Origin of the sequence: Thalassospira sp. NFXS8 (genome assembly GCF_040148805.1) — a bacterium.
Lineage (GTDB): Bacteria > Pseudomonadota > Alphaproteobacteria > Rhodospirillales > Thalassospiraceae > Thalassospira.
This window is the reverse complement of the sequence record NZ_JAGEMF010000001.1, coordinates 622,598-644,325: the sequence shown is the minus strand read 5'-3', so window position 1 is coordinate 644,325 and position 21,728 is coordinate 622,598. Positions and strand designations below refer to the sequence as shown.

General features: G+C 49.0%; 15 protein-coding genes. 10 read left to right on the top strand and 5 right to left on the bottom strand.

Translation table 11 applies throughout. From position 1 onward, the window contains the following. Positions 1 to 3 precede the first annotated feature (3 nt). The 3 genes from J4E05_RS02880 to J4E05_RS02870 are packed head-to-tail and all read left to right on the top strand — an operon-like array spanning position 4 to position 4,172. Positions 4 to 1,728 (top strand): carbamoyltransferase family protein, encoded by a 1,725-nt coding sequence (locus J4E05_RS02880; protein WP_349592259.1) that lies wholly within the window; start codon positions 4 to 6, stop codon positions 1,726 to 1,728. Positions 1,729 to 1,782: 54 nt separating this feature from the next. Further along, entirely contained in the window at positions 1,783 to 3,126 is a 1,344-nt protein-coding gene (locus J4E05_RS02875) for an MBOAT family O-acyltransferase (protein WP_349592257.1), read from the top strand. Positions 3,127 to 3,134: 8 nt separating this feature from the next. After that, the gene (locus J4E05_RS02870; RefSeq protein ID WP_349592255.1) at positions 3,135 to 4,172 is read left to right on the top strand and encodes an SGNH/GDSL hydrolase family protein; all 1,038 of its coding nucleotides are present in this window, start codon (positions 3,135 to 3,137) and stop codon (positions 4,170 to 4,172) included. A gap of 120 nt (positions 4,173 to 4,292) precedes the next feature. On the opposite strand, the gene J4E05_RS02865 is transcribed toward J4E05_RS02870, so the two are convergent. Together J4E05_RS02865 and J4E05_RS02860 are read right to left on the bottom strand one after the other, a co-directional pair. After that, positions 4,293 to 5,291: a cysteine synthase A gene (locus J4E05_RS02865; protein WP_349592253.1), complete on the bottom strand. Its 999-nt coding sequence runs from the start codon at positions 5,289 to 5,291 to the stop codon at positions 4,293 to 4,295. Between the two features lie 131 nt (positions 5,292 to 5,422). Further along, on the bottom strand, positions 5,423 to 6,055 hold the full coding sequence (locus J4E05_RS02860) for an NUDIX domain-containing protein (RefSeq protein ID WP_349592251.1): 633 nt from the start codon (positions 6,053 to 6,055) through the stop codon (positions 5,423 to 5,425). Positions 6,056 to 6,386: 331 nt separating this feature from the next. On the opposite strand from J4E05_RS02860, the gene J4E05_RS02855 reads away from it, so the two are divergent. The 3 genes from J4E05_RS02855 to J4E05_RS02845 all read left to right on the top strand — a co-directional run bounded on the left by J4E05_RS02855 (position 6,387) and on the right by J4E05_RS02845 (position 10,738). After that, entirely contained in the window at positions 6,387 to 6,827 is a 441-nt protein-coding gene (locus J4E05_RS02855) for a DUF3775 domain-containing protein (RefSeq protein ID WP_085594209.1), read from the top strand. Between the two features lie 354 nt (positions 6,828 to 7,181). Continuing rightward, on the top strand, positions 7,182 to 8,975 hold the full coding sequence (locus J4E05_RS02850; RefSeq protein ID WP_349592249.1) for a sensor domain-containing diguanylate cyclase: 1,794 nt from the start codon (positions 7,182 to 7,184) through the stop codon (positions 8,973 to 8,975). 299 nt (positions 8,976 to 9,274) lie between these two features. Continuing rightward, a complete protein-coding gene (locus J4E05_RS02845) occupies positions 9,275 to 10,738 on the top strand; it encodes an aminoacyl-histidine dipeptidase (RefSeq protein ID WP_349592247.1) in 1,464 nt (487 codons plus the stop codon). 67 nt (positions 10,739 to 10,805) lie between these two features. Here J4E05_RS02845 and J4E05_RS02840 read toward each other — a convergent pair whose 3' ends face one another. Beyond that, the gene (locus J4E05_RS02840) at positions 10,806 to 12,149 is read right to left on the bottom strand and encodes a DnaJ domain-containing protein (protein WP_349592245.1); all 1,344 of its coding nucleotides are present in this window, start codon (positions 12,147 to 12,149) and stop codon (positions 10,806 to 10,808) included. Positions 12,150 to 12,546: 397 nt separating this feature from the next. On the opposite strand from J4E05_RS02840, the gene J4E05_RS02835 reads away from it, so the two are divergent. Together J4E05_RS02835 and ykgO are read left to right on the top strand one after the other, a co-directional pair. Beyond that, on the top strand, positions 12,547 to 13,590 hold the full coding sequence (locus J4E05_RS02835; RefSeq protein ID WP_349592244.1) for a methyltransferase domain-containing protein: 1,044 nt from the start codon (positions 12,547 to 12,549) through the stop codon (positions 13,588 to 13,590). 124 nt (positions 13,591 to 13,714) lie between these two features. After that, positions 13,715 to 13,840, top strand: a complete 126-nt coding sequence (ykgO, locus tag J4E05_RS02830; RefSeq protein ID WP_007090004.1) for a type B 50S ribosomal protein L36 — start codon at positions 13,715 to 13,717, stop codon at positions 13,838 to 13,840. A gap of 183 nt (positions 13,841 to 14,023) precedes the next feature. On the opposite strand, the gene J4E05_RS02825 is transcribed toward ykgO, so the two are convergent. Both J4E05_RS02825 and J4E05_RS02820 read right to left on the bottom strand, forming a co-directional pair. Beyond that, positions 14,024 to 15,874: an adenylate/guanylate cyclase domain-containing protein gene (locus J4E05_RS02825; protein WP_085594184.1), complete on the bottom strand. Its 1,851-nt coding sequence runs from the start codon at positions 15,872 to 15,874 to the stop codon at positions 14,024 to 14,026. Between the two features lie 78 nt (positions 15,875 to 15,952). Further along, positions 15,953 to 16,399 (bottom strand): Lrp/AsnC family transcriptional regulator, encoded by a 447-nt coding sequence (locus tag J4E05_RS02820; RefSeq protein WP_085594182.1) that lies wholly within the window; start codon positions 16,397 to 16,399, stop codon positions 15,953 to 15,955. A 160-nt stretch (positions 16,400 to 16,559) separates the two neighbouring features. Here J4E05_RS02820 and J4E05_RS02815 point away from each other — a divergent pair, with 160 nt between their 5' ends. Further along, on the top strand, positions 16,560 to 17,642 hold the full coding sequence (locus tag J4E05_RS02815; protein ID WP_349592241.1) for a saccharopine dehydrogenase family protein: 1,083 nt from the start codon (positions 16,560 to 16,562) through the stop codon (positions 17,640 to 17,642). Positions 17,643 to 17,825: 183 nt separating this feature from the next. After that, on the top strand, positions 17,826 to 21,689 hold the full coding sequence (locus J4E05_RS02810; protein WP_349592239.1) for a PAS domain-containing hybrid sensor histidine kinase/response regulator: 3,864 nt from the start codon (positions 17,826 to 17,828) through the stop codon (positions 21,687 to 21,689). Positions 21,690 to 21,728 lie beyond the last annotated feature (39 nt).

Below are 21,728 nucleotides of genomic sequence, written 5' to 3'. Positions count from 1 at the left end.
ACTATGGAAAATAAAGACATCTATATTCTTGGTGTTTCCGCGTTTTATCACGATAGTGCTGCAGCTCTGATCAAGAATGGTCAAATCGTTTCTGCGGTTCAGGAGGAGCGATTTTCCAGAGTTAAGAATGATTGTTCTTTCCCGATCGAGGCGATTAAATGGATATTATCTGATAGTCATCTTGGCTTGTCTGATATTGATCATGTGGTTTTTTATGAAAAGCCATTCGTAAAATTTGAAAGAATACTGGCGACTTGTATTCATTTTGCGCCAAAGGGGTTCGGTCTCTTTAAAAAGCAGGTTCCAACATGGTTAAAAGAAAAGATATTTCAAAGAAAGACAATACAAAACCATTTTCAGGATAATTTTCCTGAATCAGGCTGGAATAAGAAATTATTTTTTTCCGAACATCATCTTTCCCATTGTGCGGCGGCGTTTTATCCGTCTCCATTTGAAGATGCTGCAATTTTAACGATTGATGGCGTTGGCGAACGTGTGACAACGACAGTTTCTATTGGGCGTAAAGGTAAGATTGAGCGTTTGGCAGAACTGAATTTCCCACACTCATTTGGCCTGCTTTATTCGGCAGTAACGGCATTTTTGGGTTTCAAGGTGAATTCCGGAGAATATAAAGTTATGGGACTGGCCCCATACGGTTCGCCTATTTATTCGGAAAAAATAAAGGAAACCTTGGTCGATATTCGTAGTGACGGTAGCTTTCGTCTCCGGATGAAAAATTTTAGATTTGCCACCGAAATGCGAATGTTTGGTTCAGAATTCGAAAAAATATTTTGTACATCAGCCAGAGAACCAGAAAGTAATATTGAGCAAATCCATATGGACATTGCGGCATCAGTGCAGCAGGTCTCAGACGAACTATTTCTCATGCTTGTTTCATATGTAAAAAAACTGACGAAACAATCGTCTCTTTGTCTTGGTGGAGGAGTCGCCTTGAACTGTGCTTCTACCGGGAAGGTATTAGAGAGCAAGATTTTTGATAAAGTCTGGGTGCAACCATCTGCCGGTGATGCAGGAAGTGCACTCGGGGCTGCGCTTGCTTATTATCACATAGGTTTGGGCCGCCCGAGAGCCGTTTTGAAGAATTATATGCCTTTCCTTGGACCAGAGTTCACACTCGATCAGATTCTGGCGGATCTGGATAGCTGTAAGGCCGGTTACCAGGTGCTGTCACCTGACCAGGTGGTGCAGCGGGCGGCCCAGGCCCTCGCTGATGGAAAAGTACTTGCGTGGATGCAAGGACGTGCTGAGTTTAGTCCCAGAGCTCTTGGTCATCGCTCGATTCTCGCCGACCCTCGGGTAAAAGATTTAAAGAAGACGCTGAATCTTAAGATTAAATTCAGAGAATCTTTCCGTCCGTTTGCCCCGGCAGTTTTGGAGGAGGATGCATCGAACTGGTTTGATTTACCGTCCCCGTCTCCGTTGATGAATTTTATATGTAAAACTAGACCGGAAATCAGAGATGTCGTTCCTAGCGTTGTACATGTTGACGGCACGGCACGGGTTCAGACCGTTTCTGAAGAATTCAACCCAGATTTTTATAAATTAATTCTTAAGTTTAAATCTCTAACAAATTGCCCTGTTTTGGTGAATACAAGCTTAAATGTCCGCGGTGAACCTATGGTCTTGACGCCGGCCGATGCATATAGATGCTTTATGAATACACGTATCGATTGCCTTGTTATCGGAAATGTCTATCTGGAAAAATGAATCTAACCTAGCGGTCGTTGGCTAGCGATTTTACTTATTTTATGCGGTGTGGGAATGCTTTTTCAGTTACCAAGTTTTATTTTATTTTTTGTTGGATTTTGTTTTATGCTATCTATTGTGCCAAAGAGATTTGTCAAGGATTATGTCCTGTTGGGAAGTGTTTTATTTTATTCTTTTTGGCTCGTTTCCGACGTTTTTTTGCTAATAATTTTGATGATTTTTAGTTGGGTTGCATGTCGATGCATAAGTAAAAATACTAAACTTTTACCGTTCTTTATTGTAATTTCGGTTCTTCCTCTTTTTTATTTTAAATATGCGAACTTTTTCTTGCATTCGATAGGGTTGTCATCTGTTAATTTGCAGGTTCACCTGCCGCTTGGTATATCGTTTATTACGTTTACATTGATCAGTATGATGGTGGATTTATCAAGATCGCAACGCCCGGAAAACAGTATACTGGATACGAGCGTCTATATATCTTTTTTTCCGCATTTGATTGCAGGACCTATTCTCAGAACAAGTCAGTTAATCCCGCAGTTAGATAAATTTAAAGTTACTCGTAAAAATATAATATATAATATTCCATTGTTTGCCGCCGGAATGGGAAAGAAAGTTTTTATTGCTGACCCGATAGCTCGGTATGCCGATCCCATTTTTTTTAATTCTGGTTCCTATAATAGTTCCGAGTTGCTGGTGGCTGCAATTGGATTTTCCATCCAAATTTATTGTGATTTTAGCGCCTATTCTGATATGGCTATTGCAGTAGCAGGTATGATTGGCATTAACTTTCCTGAGAATTTTAGTTCTCCCTATTTATCGAAGTCGATGCGTGAAATTTGGCGCCGTTGGCACATGACACTTAGTTTTTGGATACGCGACTATCTATTCAAACCCATGTATAAAAAAATGCGAAAATCCTTACCATATCTTCCTTTTGTTTTAACTATGACGCTGTCCGGTTTATGGCATGGAGCAAATTGGACCTTTGTGGTGTGGGGTGCTGTTCAAGGAATTATAATCGCCTTGGAGACTTATTGTGATTACGATCGAATTTTAAAAAGAAAATGGTATTTAGAATACATAGGAACTTTTTTAAATTTTTCAATATGGACCTTTCTGTTGGTAATTTTTAGATCCTCAACTTTAAAGGAGGCTTTTAGTTTTTACTCTTATTTTATGGATTTTAATTTTGGTAATATTTCAGATGATGGCATGACTACCATTCTTCTAATTTTAATCGCACTTTCTTTTCATTATTTTGACCAAGTGGACAAGATTAGAGGGGTGTTTGTGAAGGTTCCGGCGTTTATCACTTTTTTTTCTTGTCTTGGATTTATAGTTGGCGGATCTTTTGTCGCGAGTTCTCACCCGCAAAATTTTTATTATTTTGATTTTTGAGAAATGAAATGAAGAAGATAATTTCGGTGCTCGTTTTTCTTGCTTTTCTTTTCTTTTCGTTTGATGGGTTTCTGGATTTCATTTCTTATGTGAAGCCAGGTCTGACGAATTATTTTGCGGGGGTAAAAAAACTTAAGTCTTTGCCCGTTGATGTGGATCGTAAAAATGTTTCACAGGCGTTTGATGATGTTAATGGCATTAAGTACTCGATGATGCGTGTCGTTGGTAAGCTTCCACTACCTGGTGATTATGGTTCTTATAAAATTGGTGCGAGGGGGGATAGGGAAATTGAATATTATAATGATCAAAACATAGAGAATAATTTGAAGCGTATTCTTATCCTGGGAAGTTCTCAGAGTTTCGGTTATTTTAGTGGTCCTGTTGATAATTTCGCCAATCAGCTTGCAATGGAGTTGCCAGAATACCGAATTAGTAATTTCTCGGTCCCAGGACAGATGATCGCAGAAACAAAGGCAAACTGGCAGAGGATTTCTCTGCTTGGGAAGAAGTACGACAAGGTTATTATAATAGAAGGTCCAATTGATTTTTATAATTATTGTACTCCAGGGTTCAATCTCTCTTCGAGAGAAGTCCATAGAATGGCCGTAATGAAATTGATCGACAAAGCGTCCCGAGTATATAGTGTGTTGAGCGGCGATCAAGATAAGTACCAATCACCTTGTCTTGATGAAAGTTATAAGAATATTTTAATTAAAAATGTTTTTTCCGATTTTAAAGGCATAATTGAATACGGTCGTGATATTGGAAGCGAAACATATATTGTCGTGCCGCCATCGCCTTACGTTGGTAATGTTAATGTAGAGAATTTAAGTAAAAATAATCTTGCTTTCAGGAGACTGGTGACCGAATTAGGCGTGGATTTGGAAAAGGAGTACCAAGATATTCCACAAGTGATCGACATGAAGAATATTTTCTCGGGTACTGGGCCTATGTTTTTGGATTGGGGCGGGCACTTTACGCCAAAGGGAAACAAGGTATTTGCACATTCCGTCGCGAATTTTGTAAAATCAACAGATTATAATTGAAATATTTTAACCTACCTTAATTGTAATAATTGATCCTGAGTAAGGCGTGCTGTCAGAATTAAAAACGCCCCCGATATGTTTTCGGGAGCGTTTTTTGTTGGCAAAAAGGCTGGCGACTGACTATAGCCAATCGGGGCTTGGCAGCCCTTTTTCCTTAAGGAATGCCGGGTTCCACAGCTTGCTTTGATAGCGTGTGCCAAGGTCACACAGGATGGTGACGATGGTATGGCCCGGCCCCAGTTCGCGGGCGAGCTTGACGGCACCGGCAATGTTGATGCCGGTCGAGCCGCCCATGCACAGGCCTTCTTCTTTTAAAAGGTCAAACACGATTGGCAGCATTTCGGCGTCGGTGATCTGGAAGGGGTGATCAATATCCAGTCCTTCCAGATTGGCGGTAATGCGCCCCTGGCCAATCCCTTCCGAAATTGATCCACCTTCGGATTTCAACTCGCCATGCTTATAATGGTTAAACAGGGCGGCACCCATCGGGTCGGCAAGGCCGATTTGAATGTTTTTGTTGCGTTCGCGCAGAGCCATGGCCGTACCGGCAAGGGTGCCGCCGGTGCCAACTGCGGCGATAAAGCCATCAACCTTGCCGTCGGTTTGTTCCCATATTTCAGGGCCGGTGGTGTCAAAATGGCCCTGACGGTTGGCAACATTGTCAAACTGGTTGGCCCAAATCGCGCCATTTTGTTCGGTTTTTGCCAATTCTTCGGCCAGGCGGCGCGACACATGGACATAGTTGTTTTCATCGCGGTATGGCACAGCCGGAACCTCGCGAAGATCGGCCCCTAACAGACGCAGAAGGTCTTTCTTTTCCTGGCTTTGGGTTTCGGGAATGACAATAACCGTGCGATAGCCCAGCGCATTGCCAACCGTTGCCAGGCCAATGCCGGTATTGCCGGCCGTGCCTTCGACGATGACGCCGCCAGGCTGTAGCAGGCCGTTTCTTTCGGCATCGCGAATAATGGCAAGGGCGGCACGGTCCTTCACCGACCCGCCGGGGTTGGTGTATTCCGCCTTGCCCAAAATGGTGCAGCCCGTCAGTTCCGATACCTTTTTCAGGCGGATCAGCGGGGTGCGGCCAATGGCCTCGATGGTGCCATTGCGAATGTCCATGACAGACTCCAGAATTATCAGATTACAAAATATATGCCTGTTGATTGGTCCTTTTATACACAAAAGTCAAGTCAGTTTTAAAATTACCACGTAGATTTTGTGTCAAATAAAATATACGCACAAAATTTGTGTTATTTAATTGATGTTCTGGCGGCGTGGCGTAATCGGTCGCGGTTTAACGTCAGCCATTGTATGGCCATGATGGTAGGGGCATTACAGAAAATACCGTCGCGTAACATGGCAAAACATTCGTCGGATGATTTGGTAAAAACGCGAATATCTTCGCCTTCTTCGTCAAGGCCATGCAGGCCGCCGGCCTTTTCGCTGTCAACCTGCCCGTAGAATATTTGCACTGTTTCGCTGCTGCACCCCGGCGATGCATAATAGCGCGGAATGATGATTTCGAGATCCCCGATAATCGAACAGCCGGATTCTTCGATGGTTTCGCGGCGGGCTACGTCTTGCAGGGTTTCGCCGGGTTCGACAATGCCGGCGACAATTTCGGTTAGCCAGGCGGGCATTTCGGGGGTGTTTTTATGGACGCTCAGGGTGGCCGGGCGAAATTGTTCGATTAAAACTACTTCGTCACGCACCGGGTCGTAGGGCAGGACGGCAACCGCATGGCCGCGCTCTAACACTTCGCGCCTTATAATCTGGCTTTGGTCGCCGTTAAACTGTTTGTGACGCAGTTCATAAACGTCAAGTTTGAAATATCCATCCCAGCCCCGCTGGTGATTGATGATGTCGACATCACGATAATCCAATTTTTTTCTCCGGTTGTGCGCGGTATAATTGTGACCTTATCGTAGCTGGCCCGATGCTTCCAGTATCCCGGGTTGTTTTGCGATGCGGGTGGTTGCCAGTCCTTGTTGTGGTATTGCCTGTGCTGTTTTGGGAACAAGTGCTGATTGTCGTTGTTACAGGGCACAGATGGTTACCATAACTATTGGCAGGATCATGGCGCGACGCGGGCGATGATGTGTGTTGCCCCGACAGGGCCGGGTAAATGTACATAAAATATTGGTTTCCCGGCCCGGCTTTGGCCGTGTGCCGATGCGTTATGACGTGATTTTTTGTTGGCAAATGGAGAATTTTATGTCGGACGTTCTCGATGATGCAGAAGCAGAGGATTTTCCAGCGATTGATCTGGAAAAGGTTGCCTTTATCCTGTTAAAGGCGCGTGCCTTTGATGTGCAGGAAGATGTTGTTGAGCCTGATTATGGATCAAACGGCTCAGACGACCAGTTTCGTGAGGTTTTGGAAGCCTATGGCGACGATGCGACCCACAGCGAACTGGTTGACGCGATTAATGATTTGAATTGGGACGAGCAATGCCATCTTGTCGCTCTGGTCTGGATCGGGCGAGGCAGTTTTGATGCCGATCAGTGGCAGGAAGCGCTGAGCGAAGCCGAAGATGGCCATACCAACCACACCGCCGAGTATTTAACCGGAATTCCTTTGCTGGGTGATTACATCGAAGAAGGCCTGGCGGCCTTTGACATTTCACTTAGCGAGATTGAAATGTTAGGAAGTTAACCCAGGGTTGTTTCTGTGTGATTTGCATTAGAAGTTGAATCGGGTGCCTGATTTCCAGTGATATGGTTGCATGGGCCCCCGGTTCCCGGTTTTGCGCCTGTACAGTTGGCGAGGCCGCTATGGAATTATATTCGAAAGAATAGGTCTGTAGAATGGACCGCTTTTGACGTGCCATATAATTTATTGTTTTTTGGACATATCTTGTCTTTCCTGTATCTGTACCGGAGCTATACAATATGCACGGTTTCGCTGGTGCCCGATGTTTGGGGTGCGGGGTTGAACAAATGATTGTGTTGGTGCGTTACGGCTTCTTCATATTTAATGAATATAATAAGCATCAACCAATGGTTATAGTTGACGATAGAAAATGTTGTGTGCTGCCTGTTGACGGATGAAGCCGTTTGGCATGGTGGCTGGCACGGTCAGGGGAACGGGTTGGCGCGCTTTGAGCAAAAAGAGATCGAAGGTCTCTATGGGCAATCAGCTGTAGGTGTCGTTATTCACCGGGGCTTGCAGGCAATTTTTGCCAATGATGCCTATGCGCGCATGATGGGCTGCAAGGATGCTGCCGATTTTATGCAAGATACTGATATTGCGCAGTATATTCCACCAGCCTTTCATCGCGAAGCCCAGAAACTTTATGATCGTTTTATCGCGACGGTCGGCTTTCATGGCTGGAAAAAGGTATATAACATTCGCCGTGACGGTTCTCCGGTGTGGCTGGAAATAAGTGACGAAACCATTGAATGGGAAGATGGCCGTGCGTTGTTGACGACGGCACAAGTGATCGAAAATGGCACAACCGCAATGCAGGTTGATCATATGCTGGGTCGGTCATTTATCGGTGTAACCGTTCATCGTGACATGACCGCCCTGTATGTAAATGACGCATTCGCCCGGCTGACCGGGGCCAAAAATGCAAGCGATTTTATGACAAACCCCGATCTTTCGCGGTTTGTTGATGTGTCCATGCGTGAGCAAAGTGCGGCCTATAGCCAGAAGGTTTTGCAAGGTGTTGTTGCCGGGGATCGGCGCCGGGAATGCAGTTATCTTGATGACGGGCGCGAAGTTTGGTGCGACCTGACCGATGAACGTATTTTGTGGCATGATGGCAAGCCTGCCGTTTTGACGACTGCCCACGATGTGCGCGAAGAAGTGCGCATGACAGGCATGTTAATGCGCAATAAAAACAGCCTTGAAAATGCGGTGGCCGAAGTCATTCGTATGGTGCCTACCGCCGTTGCAATGTTTGACGAGGAATTGCATGTTTTGCATTTCAATCGCGAGTTTTCGCGGTTATTTGCGCAAAATCCGGCGGTTTACCCCGCAGCGACCCCTGAATTTGATGTATCGGGGTTGCGCGCCATTTACCGCGAAATGACACGTGCCGGGCATGACCATGCCGATCGTAATGGGGTGATGACACCGTCCGGGCGCCTGGCCGACATTCGGACCAACCGGTTGCAGGGCGGGGGCATGATGGTTTCTGCCCTGGATGTGACCGACCACAAGGAAGTTGAAAAGCAGCTTGCGGTTTTGGCATCGACCGATCCTTTGACCGAGGTTTTGAACCGGCGTGGATTTGAAGGGGCCGTTAGCCGCCTTCAGGATATTCGCCGGTTGCGGAACAAGGCCTGGCAATATGGCATTGCCATGCTGGACCTGGATTATTTCAAGCAGATCAATGACCGTTTTGGTCATACTTGCGGCGACCGGGTGTTGCAGGAAGTTGCCGCAGTGCTGCGGCGTGCCTTGCGCGAGGACGACCTTGTGGTTCGTTTGGGTGGCGAGGAATTCGCTGTGTTATTGCCATCGGCCACAGCCGAAGTCACAACAGGAATTGCCCGAAAGCTGGCAAATCTGATTGGGAGTATCCGCCTGCCGGATGACGAGGGCAATGCCGACGCCGTTTCGGTAACCGTCAGCATCGGGGTGACCATTGGTGGCGATATTGGCGATAGTGAAATCGATTTGCCAACGGCCCTTCTGGTGGGGGATCGTGCCCTGTATCAGGCGAAACAAAATGGCCGTAATCAGATTGTCTATGCAGATCCGACCCTGCCGGCAGCCATGATCATGCCCGATGATGTGCCACGATCCAATGGTGAAGGAAAAGCCGGGACTGATTTGGAACCGGGTGAAAAATAGGCCATTCGTGCCATGCCGATCAGCACCGTTGACTTTGCCGTTTTGCCCCGCTTAACCCGATATCTGCGGGAAATCCCTGACGCGGTGGTGGAAATTGGTTCGGATATGCGATAATTAGGAGGCTGTCGGGTTTTAAGAACAGTTTTCAGGCCGGATACACTGCGCTGCCCCAATTTTTTCCATTCACAATGCCGGATGGAAGATGGATCTTGTTGATCATTGCGCAGGAATGTTTGTGTCCTGGATGTTGATATGTTCTTTGGGCCTGTATGTTTCGATCCAGACAGGAGAGCGCCACCGTGGGCAATATCAGCCAAATAGAACCAACTGCAATTTGGGCCAATTTTCAAAAACTGTGCGACATCCCGCGGCCTTCCACCAAGGAAGAAGCGGTGTTGCAGATGATTGAAAAACTGGCTGATGACAATGGTTGCAGCCATTATCGCGATAGCGGCAGCAACCTGGTGGTGAATGTTGCAGCAACGCCGGGATACGAAGACCGTAAAATGGTGGTTCTGCAATCCCATGTTGATATGGTGACCCAGGCCAATAGCGGATCAAGCCACAATTTTGATACAGACCCGATCAACGCCTATGTTGATGGTGAATGGGTTACGGCGGACAACACCACACTGGGCGCGGATAATGGTATCGGTGCTGCGGCAATGCTGGGTGTTCTGTGCGATAAATCGGTCGAGCACGGCCCGCTGGAATTGTTGTTTACGGTGGACGAGGAACGTGGCCTGACCGGCGCGATGAACCTGGAGCCGGGCCGTTTGCAGGGCGAAATTCTGTTAAACCTTGATACCGAAGATGAATATGAATTGTATGTCGGCTGTGCTGGCGGCGGCGACCTGGTGGCGCGCTGGCAATATAGTGCCGATACGGTTGCCAATGACCTGATCGCACGTAAAATTGCGCTGACCGGCCTTAAGGGCGGGCATTCGGGCATTGATATTATTTTGGGCCTGGGCAATGCCAATAAATTGATGGCGCGTTTCTTGCGCCCGTTATTGCGCGATCTGGATGCGCGGATCGTGTCGATCCAGGCAGGTACGGCACGCAATGCCATTCCGCGTGAATCCTTTGCCACCATCGTTTTACCGGCGGAAAATGCAGGTGCCTTTGACCGCGCGCTGGCCGCATTTCAGGATGCCGTGACTGGTGAATATGCCGATCTTGAGCCCAATTTCGCCATTGCCGCATCGAATGTGGATTTGCCGGAAAGTGCCATGACCCCGGCTGATAGCATTACCTTTAACAATGCCATTCTGGGCAGCCCCAATGGTGTGCAAGCCATGAGCACCAGTGTTCCCGGCGTTGTTGAAACATCGATCAATCTGGCGATTGTGTCGGTGGCCGACGGGCAGGCTAAAGTAACCCTGTCGGCACGCAGTTCCATTTCCAGTGCGCGCGATGCAACACGGGATGTTGCCACGGCTGTTTTTGAAAATATCGGTGCAACTGTGACCTGGGGCGATGCCTATCCTGGCTGGAAACCCAATATGGACAGCGAAGTGCTTGATATGATGCAGGCTGTACATCGCGACCTGTTTGGCAGGGATGCCGAGGTAAAAGTGATCCATGCCGGGCTGGAATGTGGTGTTCTGGGATCAAAATATCCGAACTGGGATATGATATCGTTTGGACCAACCATCAAACGCGCACATAGCCCCGATGAATGTGCCCATATCCCGGCTGTAGCCCGGTTCTGGGATTATTTGCAGGCGGCCTTAAAGGCCATTCCGGCAAAGACTGTGTAATATCGTCTAACGCCGATATGCGTTATTGGTGTTTCAGGATTTTCTTTAAATGCGACTGGCCGTTGGGTCAGTCGCATTTATTTTGTTTGCACCATTCGTCGCGTGCCGCACTGCCATCTCCGGGGACCAGGGCGTCGGCATTTACATAGCCGTCTTCACCCAGTTCTGTTTCAACCCGGATCCAGAAGTTTTCGTTTTCACCAATAAGAAATACGGTTTCAAAGCGTGAAAGCCGTCGCATGACCGGAAATTTAATACCTGCCCCGGTACGCAAATTAAGAAATTGCTGATCGACATAATAAGGATCGGTTTTGGGGGAGATCAGGTTTTCGACCTTGTTGCGGACAGTTTCGATTGTGTTGCGAACCTGCCCGGGAAATTCGGTGCTAAAATACGTATGTGCCGGTCCAAAGGCCAGCAACAGGACAAAAATAACGACAAATACCGGTCCCAGATGCATCAGGGCATCGAACATGGCCACGCGTTTCCATTCATCGCGTACACGTCGTGCCGGTTGGCCGGTATCAAGGCGGCGTAAATTTGCGCGTATCTGTTCGGCCAGTGCAGACCTGTTATTGCCAATAAAATCAGATGCCTGCATTAAAACAGCACGGGCCAGTGGCTTATTGCCAGTGCGTTCAAATGCAGTGGCCTGATTGTAAAGAAGTTGTGCGTTGGCTTCGGCAGGGAAGTTTCCCCCCCGCATATTGGCAATAATGGCCCGCCAGGCGGGGAAAAAACTGCGCCAGCCCCAAAACCCGCTTAGCCATGTACGCAGGCTGGCGCGCAGAGCCATGCGGCGCGCACCTTTCGGCGATAAAACCGCGCTGATGGTTTCCCGGCGGATGGAATTTAAAAACCCGTGAATGATTGTAAATTCAATATGGCGTGGCTGGGCTGAAATCACATCGGTAATGGCGCAGCGGGCAAACCCGCTTGTATCGCCATTTCGGTTTGCCGATTTATGATGGCGGCGCGCGCCAGGGTTTACTTTTGGGTCGCGCTGGCCGGTTTTAGCCTGATGGCGCTGATAGGCCGAGCTTGCCTCGGCATAGCGGTCTTCTTCCCGGTTGTTTTGCTGTTTGCGGCCGGACCCGGCAAAGCCCTGTTTGGTGGTATGGTGGCGTTCTGCACCCTGTGCAGGGCCGCCGGAGGGATTGCTTTTACCCGATGCTGTTGTGTTGCCGCGTGCGCCGCCAGACGGGCCCGTGGGCGGGCGACGCCGGATCCCCGCCAGAATTTCATAAGCCTCGGTGACGTCCTTGAACCGTTCTTCCGCATCGGCGTCGGAATTCCGGTCAGGATGAAATTCAAACGCCAGTTTGCGATAGGCCAGTTTGATTTCTTTTTCACTCGCACCGGGTTTAAGGCCCAGTTGGCGGTAATAGGGAATGAGGGGGTCGTGGCTCATGCGGTTTTTATTGTCTCTTGGATCAGTCAGGCCAGCGGAGTATCCCGCAAGAACGCCGTCTATCAGGCAACGCTGCCATTGCTGGCACGCATATTGTGAAATATTAGGGCGTTTGGCGCTACAATTGTTTGTGTTTTATTGAGAAAGCAAAGGCGTTGGCACAATAGTTAACCGACGCCGGGGCCAATTGCGGCCCGATTGCGTGGTGTGGGCCGGTTTTGTGAAATCGCTAGGCGTTATTGCGAATGAGACGGCCCATGGTGCGTCTGCCTGGCGTGGGGGCGATATAGTGCGTGTTGCTTGTGATGTGTTGTGCTTTCACTCTTTACCTTGCCGGGGCGATCATTGATGATGGCCCGCATGAATGTTGAACAGCATAGTGTAGCGGGCGGTGCCATTGAAATTTAAGTTCTGGCAACGAAAATCATCGGATGCCAATCCCTATATGGATGAAAATATCTCACCGGATGACCCGTTTGGCGCGACGGAAGCAATTAAGGTGCCTTTTCGTAAAAGGCTTCGGGCGCGCTGGGAAGGCTATGACGATCCGGCGGAATATTACCTGATGGAACAGCAACTGGCTGATTACCGGCGCTGGTTGCAACGAATGCTGGTATTGGCCGCTCGCCCGGTGGAAGAGGAACCCGGCGAGCTTGACCTGGAAGAAGAAGTGGGCCGCTGGCCACCGGAACGATTAAAGCTGTATGGCAAATTGTTTGATCGCGGCATCATGAAACCCGGCGGGCATGAATATGCGCTGGAACTGGCAAAGCCGCTGGCATTGGACGAAACCATGAGCTGCCTTGAGATCGGGGCGCGCATTGGTGGTACGGCACGTGTGCTGGCCGATAAGTTCGGGGTGTGGGTGACCGCGCTGGAACAGGATGGTGAACTGGCCCTGTTGGGGATGGAGCGGTCTGTTGCAACGGGAAGCCAGAAAAAAGTGCCGGTTCAGCAATATGACCCGCTGGCACCTGAATTTCGGTCGAAATATTTTAACGTGGTCTATTCGTTCGGTGAAATGTTCGTCATCGATAAAAAAGATACCTTTTTGTTGAAACTGACCGAATCGCTACGTGAACAGGGACAATTGCTGATTACCGATTATGTGGTGACAGCAAAAGCCGACGAGTCTTCGGCCAATTATCGCAGTTGGGTTGAAAAAGAGGACGAAAAACCGCATCCATGGACGGCAGATCGATACAAAGATGTGCTGGGAAAGCTGCGATTTGATATTCGTATTGCCAAGGATGAAACCGAATTGCATGTCCAGCAGATCAAAAGTGCCTGGATGATTCTGCTTGCCGAGCTACAAAAGAGCGGTTTGGACCCCGATTTTGCCGCTTTTTTGGAAGATGACATGGAAATGTGGATGAGACGGGTAAAAATGCTTGAAAATGGTGAACTGGCCTATTATCGGTTCTACGCAACGCACGACTAACGCACTGACACCGCCTGTTTAATAACTTGAGGCAAAATTATTGCGTTTTAAGTGTTGACAGGGACTGGGGTGCCTTCTATTTTCCCGGCTCCCAATAGGGCCAAAGTTTCTAAGGTTTACTGTTATGAAGATCCGGAACTCATTGAAATCCGCGAAGCTGCGGGAAAAAGGCTGCCGTATCGTGCGCCGCCGTGGCCGCGTATATGTCATCAATAAAAAGAATCCGCGTTTTAAAGCACGTCAGGGTTAGTTCCCTTACGGACTTAAAACCAGGTTTTACAAAACGCCACCATCCTTGTGATGGTGGCGTTTTGTTTTTGCAGATTTTTGCGCGTCGGTGTTGCGGTCGTGGACCTGATAAATATGGTCTGGCTACCTGCTGGTCTTAATCACGCTTCACAAGGCGGGGCAGGGCATTGCCATCAATGAATGGCTATGACCTGGTGTCGCTGGCGACAGTGTAAACGGCGGTGGTTTGGCTACGGCCACGCAACAGGATATCCCCGGCGACAATGACGCGATCAGGGTTGGACAGCTGGTTGCGTGTGCTGTCTGCAAGCAGGATTTTGGTGCCAAAGCGTTTGTTTTCGGCCTCCAGCCTGGATGCGCTGTTCACCGCATCGCCGTGAACGGTAAAGGAAAGCCGATCAGTGGCGCCGACATTGCCTGCAATCATGCGACCGGTATTTATACCACAGCGACAGGTTATTTCCTGCCCGTCAAACAGGCGGTCCTGAACGGCCTGCTGTATTTTAATGGCGGTATCGAGGGCTGCGTCGGCATGATCGTTTAATTCGTCAAAGGCATTATAAACCGCCAGCACGGCGTCCCCCTGAAACTGGGTAATGATGCCGCCATGTTCCTCGATGATGTTGGTGACGGTGTCGAAATAGGCATTCAGCATGGCGACAATCCGGGCGGGGTCAAGTTGTTCGCACATGGTGGTAAAACCGACAATATCAACAAACAGAACGGTGGCGTCACGTTGTTGGGGCGGTAATACGCCCGAATCAGTTTCGGATGCCAGCAAATCACGGGCAATTGAAGGCGGCAGGAACTTGCCAAACAGGCTGCTGATGCGGTCACGGTCACGCAGGGCAATAATCATATGGTTAAATGATCGCGCTGCGTCGTCATATTCGCGAATGCGGCTACCGGTTAATATGGGGGTCATATCAAGGTGGCCCGCTTCCAGGCTGCGGGCGGCGGTTGCGAAACGGCGAATGGGCCGGGTAAAGTGCCGCGACATAAACACGGCAAGTACAATCGAAAGCAGCAGGACAATCCCGCCCAGAATGGCTGTCAGAACCAGCCTGTCAAATTCGGCATCAAACAGGCTTTCTTCAAAGTGAATGCCCAATATCAGCGGAGAAAACGGCGTATTATCAAGTTGCTTGGTTACGATAACGGAATATGTCCCGCCGATATTTAACCCGGAAAGTTGAACGTTGCTGGTGGTTGTTCCCTTGTTATAGGCAGGGTAATCCAGTTTCTCCGATTGGCCCAGGCCTGCCAGAACCGGGTCGCCAATATCAACTGTGCGGGGCAGGGGAACTGGGCTGCGTTCGATCTGATCAGCACCATCAGACAGCGCACTGGCAACGTGATCACCCCAGCTTTGTAACATTGGGTGGGCCAGAACGCGGTTACCGGCGATAATGATAAAAGGCACACCCGGCGCGTTTTCGCGCCCGCGTACCAAACTGTGCGACAGGTTCGATAACGACAGATATTGAACAAAAACACCCAGATAATGCCCGTCGCGAAATAATGGCACCCAGTCGACAATAACCGGCTGTTTGAAATACGGGTCCCAGCGGGGGAAACTGGTTCTGTTATTGGTTGGGCCGCGCAATTGCGATATTTCCGATATCAACATGTCGTCAACGGGCAGGATATGGTGAATTTCGGTCATGTCGCGCGGGTTATAGCCCGTAAATTCGCGATCTCCATTGACCAGACCGTAGGCCATGACATTCATTTCATCGGCTGCCAGCGCACGCATGGTGTTGTCCCACCCCAGATCAAAGTCCGGGTCAAGGCGCCCCTGCGTCACCTGCGATGCCACCCAGTTGGCGCGCGCGCCAACATTGTCCATGCGTTCGCCCATCGCGCGCTGCAACGAAACCAGTTCGTTATCGGCGACCAGAACCCATAAATTGCGGGTATTTTCATAGGCAGCACCAAGGCCCAGATACAGCGCAAGTCCGACCCCGCCAATACTTGTTGCCAGAAAACTTGTCAAAAGAACGGTCAGGACAGAAAAACGGCGTTTTATGTTCACGTATCAATAGCCCTGGCATGATCGAAAGCGGGAAATTATTGCTTAATTCTATTGTGTTTGGCGACCAATGGGAATGGTTTAAGGTGATTGGCGGCGATCAAACTTGGTTGATAGTATAATTGAACTTGATGTGCGTTTGATCCCGCCTAATGTTCCGATCCGGTCCAGCATCTGATCGAGTTCTTCGGGAGTATCGGCACAAATTTCGGCGATCAGGTCAAATTCACCGGAAATGGCAAGGCAGCGGATGCAGCCGGGTATTTTTTGCAACGCGCCAACAACGCCCGCCGATTTTTGCGGTTCAACCTGGATCATTACCTCGGCCAGCAGGCGAGGGCGGGCTTCTTCCCCCAGAATTACGGAATATCCACGAATGATCTGGCTTTTTTGCAATCGCTCCAGCCGTTCCTGAACGGCACTGCGTGACAGTCCAACATCGCGGGCAAGGGCGGCGGTTGGAAGGCGGGCATCCTGTTGCAGGCGGGCGATCAGGCGGCGGTCGATATCATCAAGCTGACGTTTCAACGGATTTACCCATTAAAATGATGGTTAATTATTACGAATTGACAGTATTGCCGGGTTGTTTCCGGCAGTCCAGTGGCAGAGCATTCAAAGATTGAAATTATTCAAACCCAACGATCCATGATCGCTGTTTCAGGCGGCAAAATCCTATCGGGAGATGGCAATGAAAAAAGTTTTAGTTCTGGGTGCGGGCAAAATTGGTCGTATCGTTTCGGTTATGTTGCATGAAAGTGGCGACTATTCGGTGACGCTTGCCGATGCAAACGGCCAGATGCTGGAAGTTTGCGCACCGGATGGGGCGGCAAAACTGGTGAAAGTTGATGTAACCGACGAAGCCGCCTTGCGCGAGGTTGCAAACGGCCATGATGCGATTTTGTCGACATGCCCGTTTTATTTGAACGTCGCGATTGCCCGTGTGGCGCGCGACATTGGTGCATCTTATTTTGATGTTACTGAAGATGTTGAAACGACCCGTGCCATTCGGGAAATTTCAAAGGGGGCCGATGGGGCCTTTGTGCCGCAATGTGGTTTGGCCCCGGGCTTTATTTCAATTGCGGCCCACGATTTGTTCAAGCGGTTTGATAAGGTGCGCAGCTTGCGTTTGCGTGTTGGGGCATTGCCGCAAAACCCGACCAATCGTTTGAAATATAACCTTACATGGTCAACCGATGGCTTGATTAATGAATATCTGAACCCGTGCGAAGCCATTCATAAAGGCAAACGTATCGAGGTTCTGCCATTGGAAGGTTATGAACGCTTCACCATTGATGGCACCGAATATGAAGCGTTTAACACATCGGGTGGTGTTGGTGCGCTGTGTGACATGCTTGAGGGTAAGGTTGACAGCCTGGACTACAAAACCGTGCGTTATCCCGGGCATCAGGAAATTTTGAAAATTCTGATCGAAGATCTGGCATTAGGTCAACGCCCGGAATTGATGAAAGATATTTTTGAAAAATCCCTGCCGATCACCAGCCAGGATGTCATTGTGATCTTTGCCGATGCGGTTGGGGAACGCGACGGGTATCTGTGTGAGGAAAACTTTATTCGCAAGGTGCATGGTACCAGAATTGGCCCGCGCGACTGGTCGGCCATTCAGGTGACGACATCGGCAGGTCTGTGTGCGGTAATGGATATGGTTCTGACCGGGACGCTGCCGGGCAAAGGATATATCCAGCAAGAACAGGTTGCCCTGAATGATTTTCTGGGGAACCGGTTTGGCCGGTATTTTCAGCACGAAGGTTGATTAATCCCAGCGATATGTATTTGGAAACGGGCCTGTCATGTGCAGGCCCGTTTTTGCATGCATGTCTTTGTGGCAATGACGGCAAGGTAAACCGGCAGAATTAAAGTTTCGGGACTTTAAAGCGTAGCGGTCAGGGCCAATTTAACAATGTAGTGAAGGATCTGGTGCCATCAGGGTGGACGAATGAAAACAAAACTGCATTGGCACAAGCCGAATGTTATTGTAATTGCGACATTACTTGCCGGGGTGCTGCTGACAGTTGGCGGAACATGGAAGTTAAGTGATAGCAACCGGAACCATATTGTATCGGCCGTTGCCGAGACGTCACAATTGCTGACGGGTAGTATTATAGAGCGTATTACGCTTTACCAATACGGGTTGCGCGGTGCCCGTGGAACGATTCTGACGGCAGGTGAAAACGGGATCACGCGCCAGAAATTTGCCGCTTACAGCAAAACACGTGACGTGGACGATGAATTTCCCGGCGCGCGTGGATTTGGCTTTATCAGGCGGGTCCTCCCCGAAGATGAAGCTGTTTTTGTTGAACAGGCACGAAAGGATGGCGCGCCGGGATTTGCCGTTCGCCAATTAAATCCACATACCGAAGAACGTTATATTATTCAATATATTGAACCGGTTGAGCGCAATGCAGAGGCGGTTGGGCTTGATATTGGTTCGGAGACAAACCGGCGAACGGCTGCTTATGAAGCAATGGTAACGGGGCGCGTTCAGTTAACCGGGCCAATTACACTGGTGCAGGCAAGCGGGAACCCGCAGCAATCATTTTTGATATTGATGCCCATTTATCGGCCCGGCATGCCGGTGTTAACCCCGCAACAAAGAATTGCCGCCACCTTTGGCTGGAGTTATGCCCCTTTGCTGATGGAAGAGGTTCTTGCCGATCTTCATCTTAATGACGATTTATTTAGCGTTACCCTTGCGGATGTTACCGACCCGGAAAATCCGGCACGGTTTTTTGCCAATATGGATGAAGCCAGCACATATGAAAGTGAATATGAGACCATTGGCAATATCAGTATTTTTGGCAGAAACTGGTTGGTCAATCTGACACCCCGGGCAAAATTTATTGATAATTTAAACCGGTTTCCGCCCCAGATTGTTCTGATTAGCGGGACGGTTGGCAGTATTGCGTTGGCCTTTCTTGTTGCTGTTGTTTCGATGAGCCAGCGCAACAGGCGCGAAATTGCCAAGCAGCGATCTGAACTGGCATCTATTGTTGAAAGTTCGTTTGATGCTGTTATTGGCCAGGACCTTAATGGTGTGATTACCAGTTGGAACCCGGGTGCAACCAGATTGTTTGGCTATAGCCAGGAAGATGCCATTGGCAGGATTTTTGCCGATTTTCTGGTGCCGGATTTTTTGCGAAACGAAGAAATAACGATCAAAGAACGCCTGGAACAAGGTGATGACGTTGAGAATTTTGAAACGCAACGTTTGCACCGGGACGGGCGGATGATTGAGGTGTTCGTCACCATTTCGCCCATTCTTTCGCCAACTGGAAAGGTCATCGGTTCATCTAAAACCATGCGCGACTTTACGATCCAGAAGGAGGCACGGAAACGCATTAGCGAGATGAACCTTCATCTGGAAAAAGAGATCGCCTTGCGGACAACCGAATTAACAAATGTGAACTCGCTTCTTCTGAGTCTTTTGCACGCGGCGACTGAAATTTCGATCATTGCGACGGACAAAAATGGCGTCATCAGGGTTTTCAATTCGGGGGCGGAAAACCTTTTGCGGTGTCGTGAAAATGATGTTGTCGGGTTTGTTTCGTTACAGGCATTTTTTAAAGATGCGGAATTGAAAAAATATGCCAAGGAAATGCCCGATATTGCATGTGCCGGGGTGCAGACGGGGGATGTTTTGTTCTTTGAGCCGCGCAACGGGGCGACAACGATCAGGGACTGGACCCAGGTTCGCGCGGATGGAAGTGAATTTACGGCATCGACGGTTATTTCAGAAATTCGCGATGATAACGGCGTGCGTAGCGGATTTTTGTGTGTATCAACAGATGTTACCGAACAACGAAATTTCGGGCGTCAGCTTGAGGCGGCCCGGGACCAGTTGCAAATGGCCGCAGATGTGGCCGAAATGGGCGTATGGTCGTGGGAGATTGGCGATAATTCGCTCATATGGAACGATCAGATGTATTCGATTTATGGCTATCCGGTTTCCTTAAAGGAAGCGGGCATTGGCTATGAGCACTGGCGTTCCAAAGTGCATCCTGATGAAGTGGGGGAACTGACAGACAGGTTGCAGGCTGTGATCGGGGGGACAGATGATTTCGATGTTGTTTTTCGCATTATTCCCTCACCGGGCGATACACGATTCATTCAGGCGGGTGCAAATGTTGAACGCGACGTGAATGGAAATGCAATACGGATAACGGGCTTTAACCGCGATATTACCGACCAGAAACACCGGGAAGACCTGCTGCATCAGGCCCGGGAAAATGCAGACAAGGCCAGTGTTGCCAAGTCTAATTTCCTTGCCAATATGAGCCACGAAATTCGCACGCCGATGAATGCCATTCTGGGGATGTTACAGCTTACCCAGCAAACCGATCTTAGTGACCGGCAGCGCGACTTTCTGGGCAAGGCGCACGGTGCGGCAAAGGCTTTGCTGGGTTTGTTGAATGATATTCTTGATTATTCAAAAATCGAGGCCGACAAGCTGGAAATTGATATTCACGAGTTTGACCTTATCGAGCTTTTCCATGATCTTGGCGCCATATTATACGGGTCCAATCAAAGTAAGGATGTCGATATTGTTTTTGACATTGATCCGGGTATTTCACCGCTTTTGAAAGGCGATAGTCTAAGGCTTCGTCAAATCCTGATTAACCTTGCAGGAAATGCGCTAAAATTTACGAAACACGGATTTGTGCGGGTTTCTGTTTCCCAGGTCGGTCCCAAAGACCGCGAAAGTTGTATGCTGCGTTTTTGTGTCGAGGACACTGGAATTGGCATTTCACGAGATCAGCTGGCACGGTTGTTTACCGGTTTTACGCAGGCAGAAACATCCACATCGCGGGAATTTGGCGGAACGGGGTTGGGGCTGGTGATTTGTGATCGCCTGGTATCGTTGCTGGGTGGTCAAATTACTGTTGAAAGTGTTTTGGGGCAGGGCAGCAAATTTGTTTTCGAACTGAAGTTTGATGTGCCCTCTGACGGGGGTGTGGATGTCGCAACGGTGCTGGCACCACGGCCAGATGTATCGGTTATGCTGTTTGCATCACAGGCACATAGCAGTGCTGTTTACGCCGATTTAATCCGTAAAATGGGCTACGAGGTTTTTGTCATTTCATCTGTTGCCGAGTTTGAGAACGAGATGACAAAACCTGTTGAAACGGGGGCTGTGCGCACGGTTGTTATCGATGAATTCCGCCTGCCTGATGGTGATGTTTTAAAGCTGCAAATGGCTATAGACCAGGGCGCAGAGCATGGTTTGGGCGTTATTTCGCTGGTGCGCGATGATAGCAAATTTGATCTGCAAAAATTTTCGGGGCTGTATAAATACCTGCATAAACCCTTCTCATATAAGCAGTTAGGGCAGGTGTTGGCTGAATATGCCGGCACAGATAGTGATGAAACTTCGTCAGCGCTGGCAGAGCCCGAGCCTATGAAGCGATTGCAGGGGATGAAATTGCTTGTGGTTGAAGACAACGAAATTAACCGCTTTGTCGCAAGTGAGCTTTTGGGAAGTGAAGGGGCGCTGGTCGATTTGGCCAATAGCGGGGCAGAAGGTGTTCAAAAAGCATTGGATATAGATAAGACCTATGACGTTGTGATTATGGATGTGCAGATGCCGGTTATGGATGGGCTTGAAGCCACGCGGATTATTCGTAAATTTAAAAAAGCGGCTGACTTGCCCATCATTGCCATGACAGGAAATGCATCCCTTTCAGATCGGGCCGATTGCCTTGGGGTAGGTATGAACGACCATATCAGCAAGCCAATTGACCTTGAGCATGTTGTGCGGATATTGACTGGGTTTTACAAAGAGAGCGGAAACCAGCCAATCTAGGCGGACAAGAGGCTGCCCGGGATTTTCAAATTGCAGCAT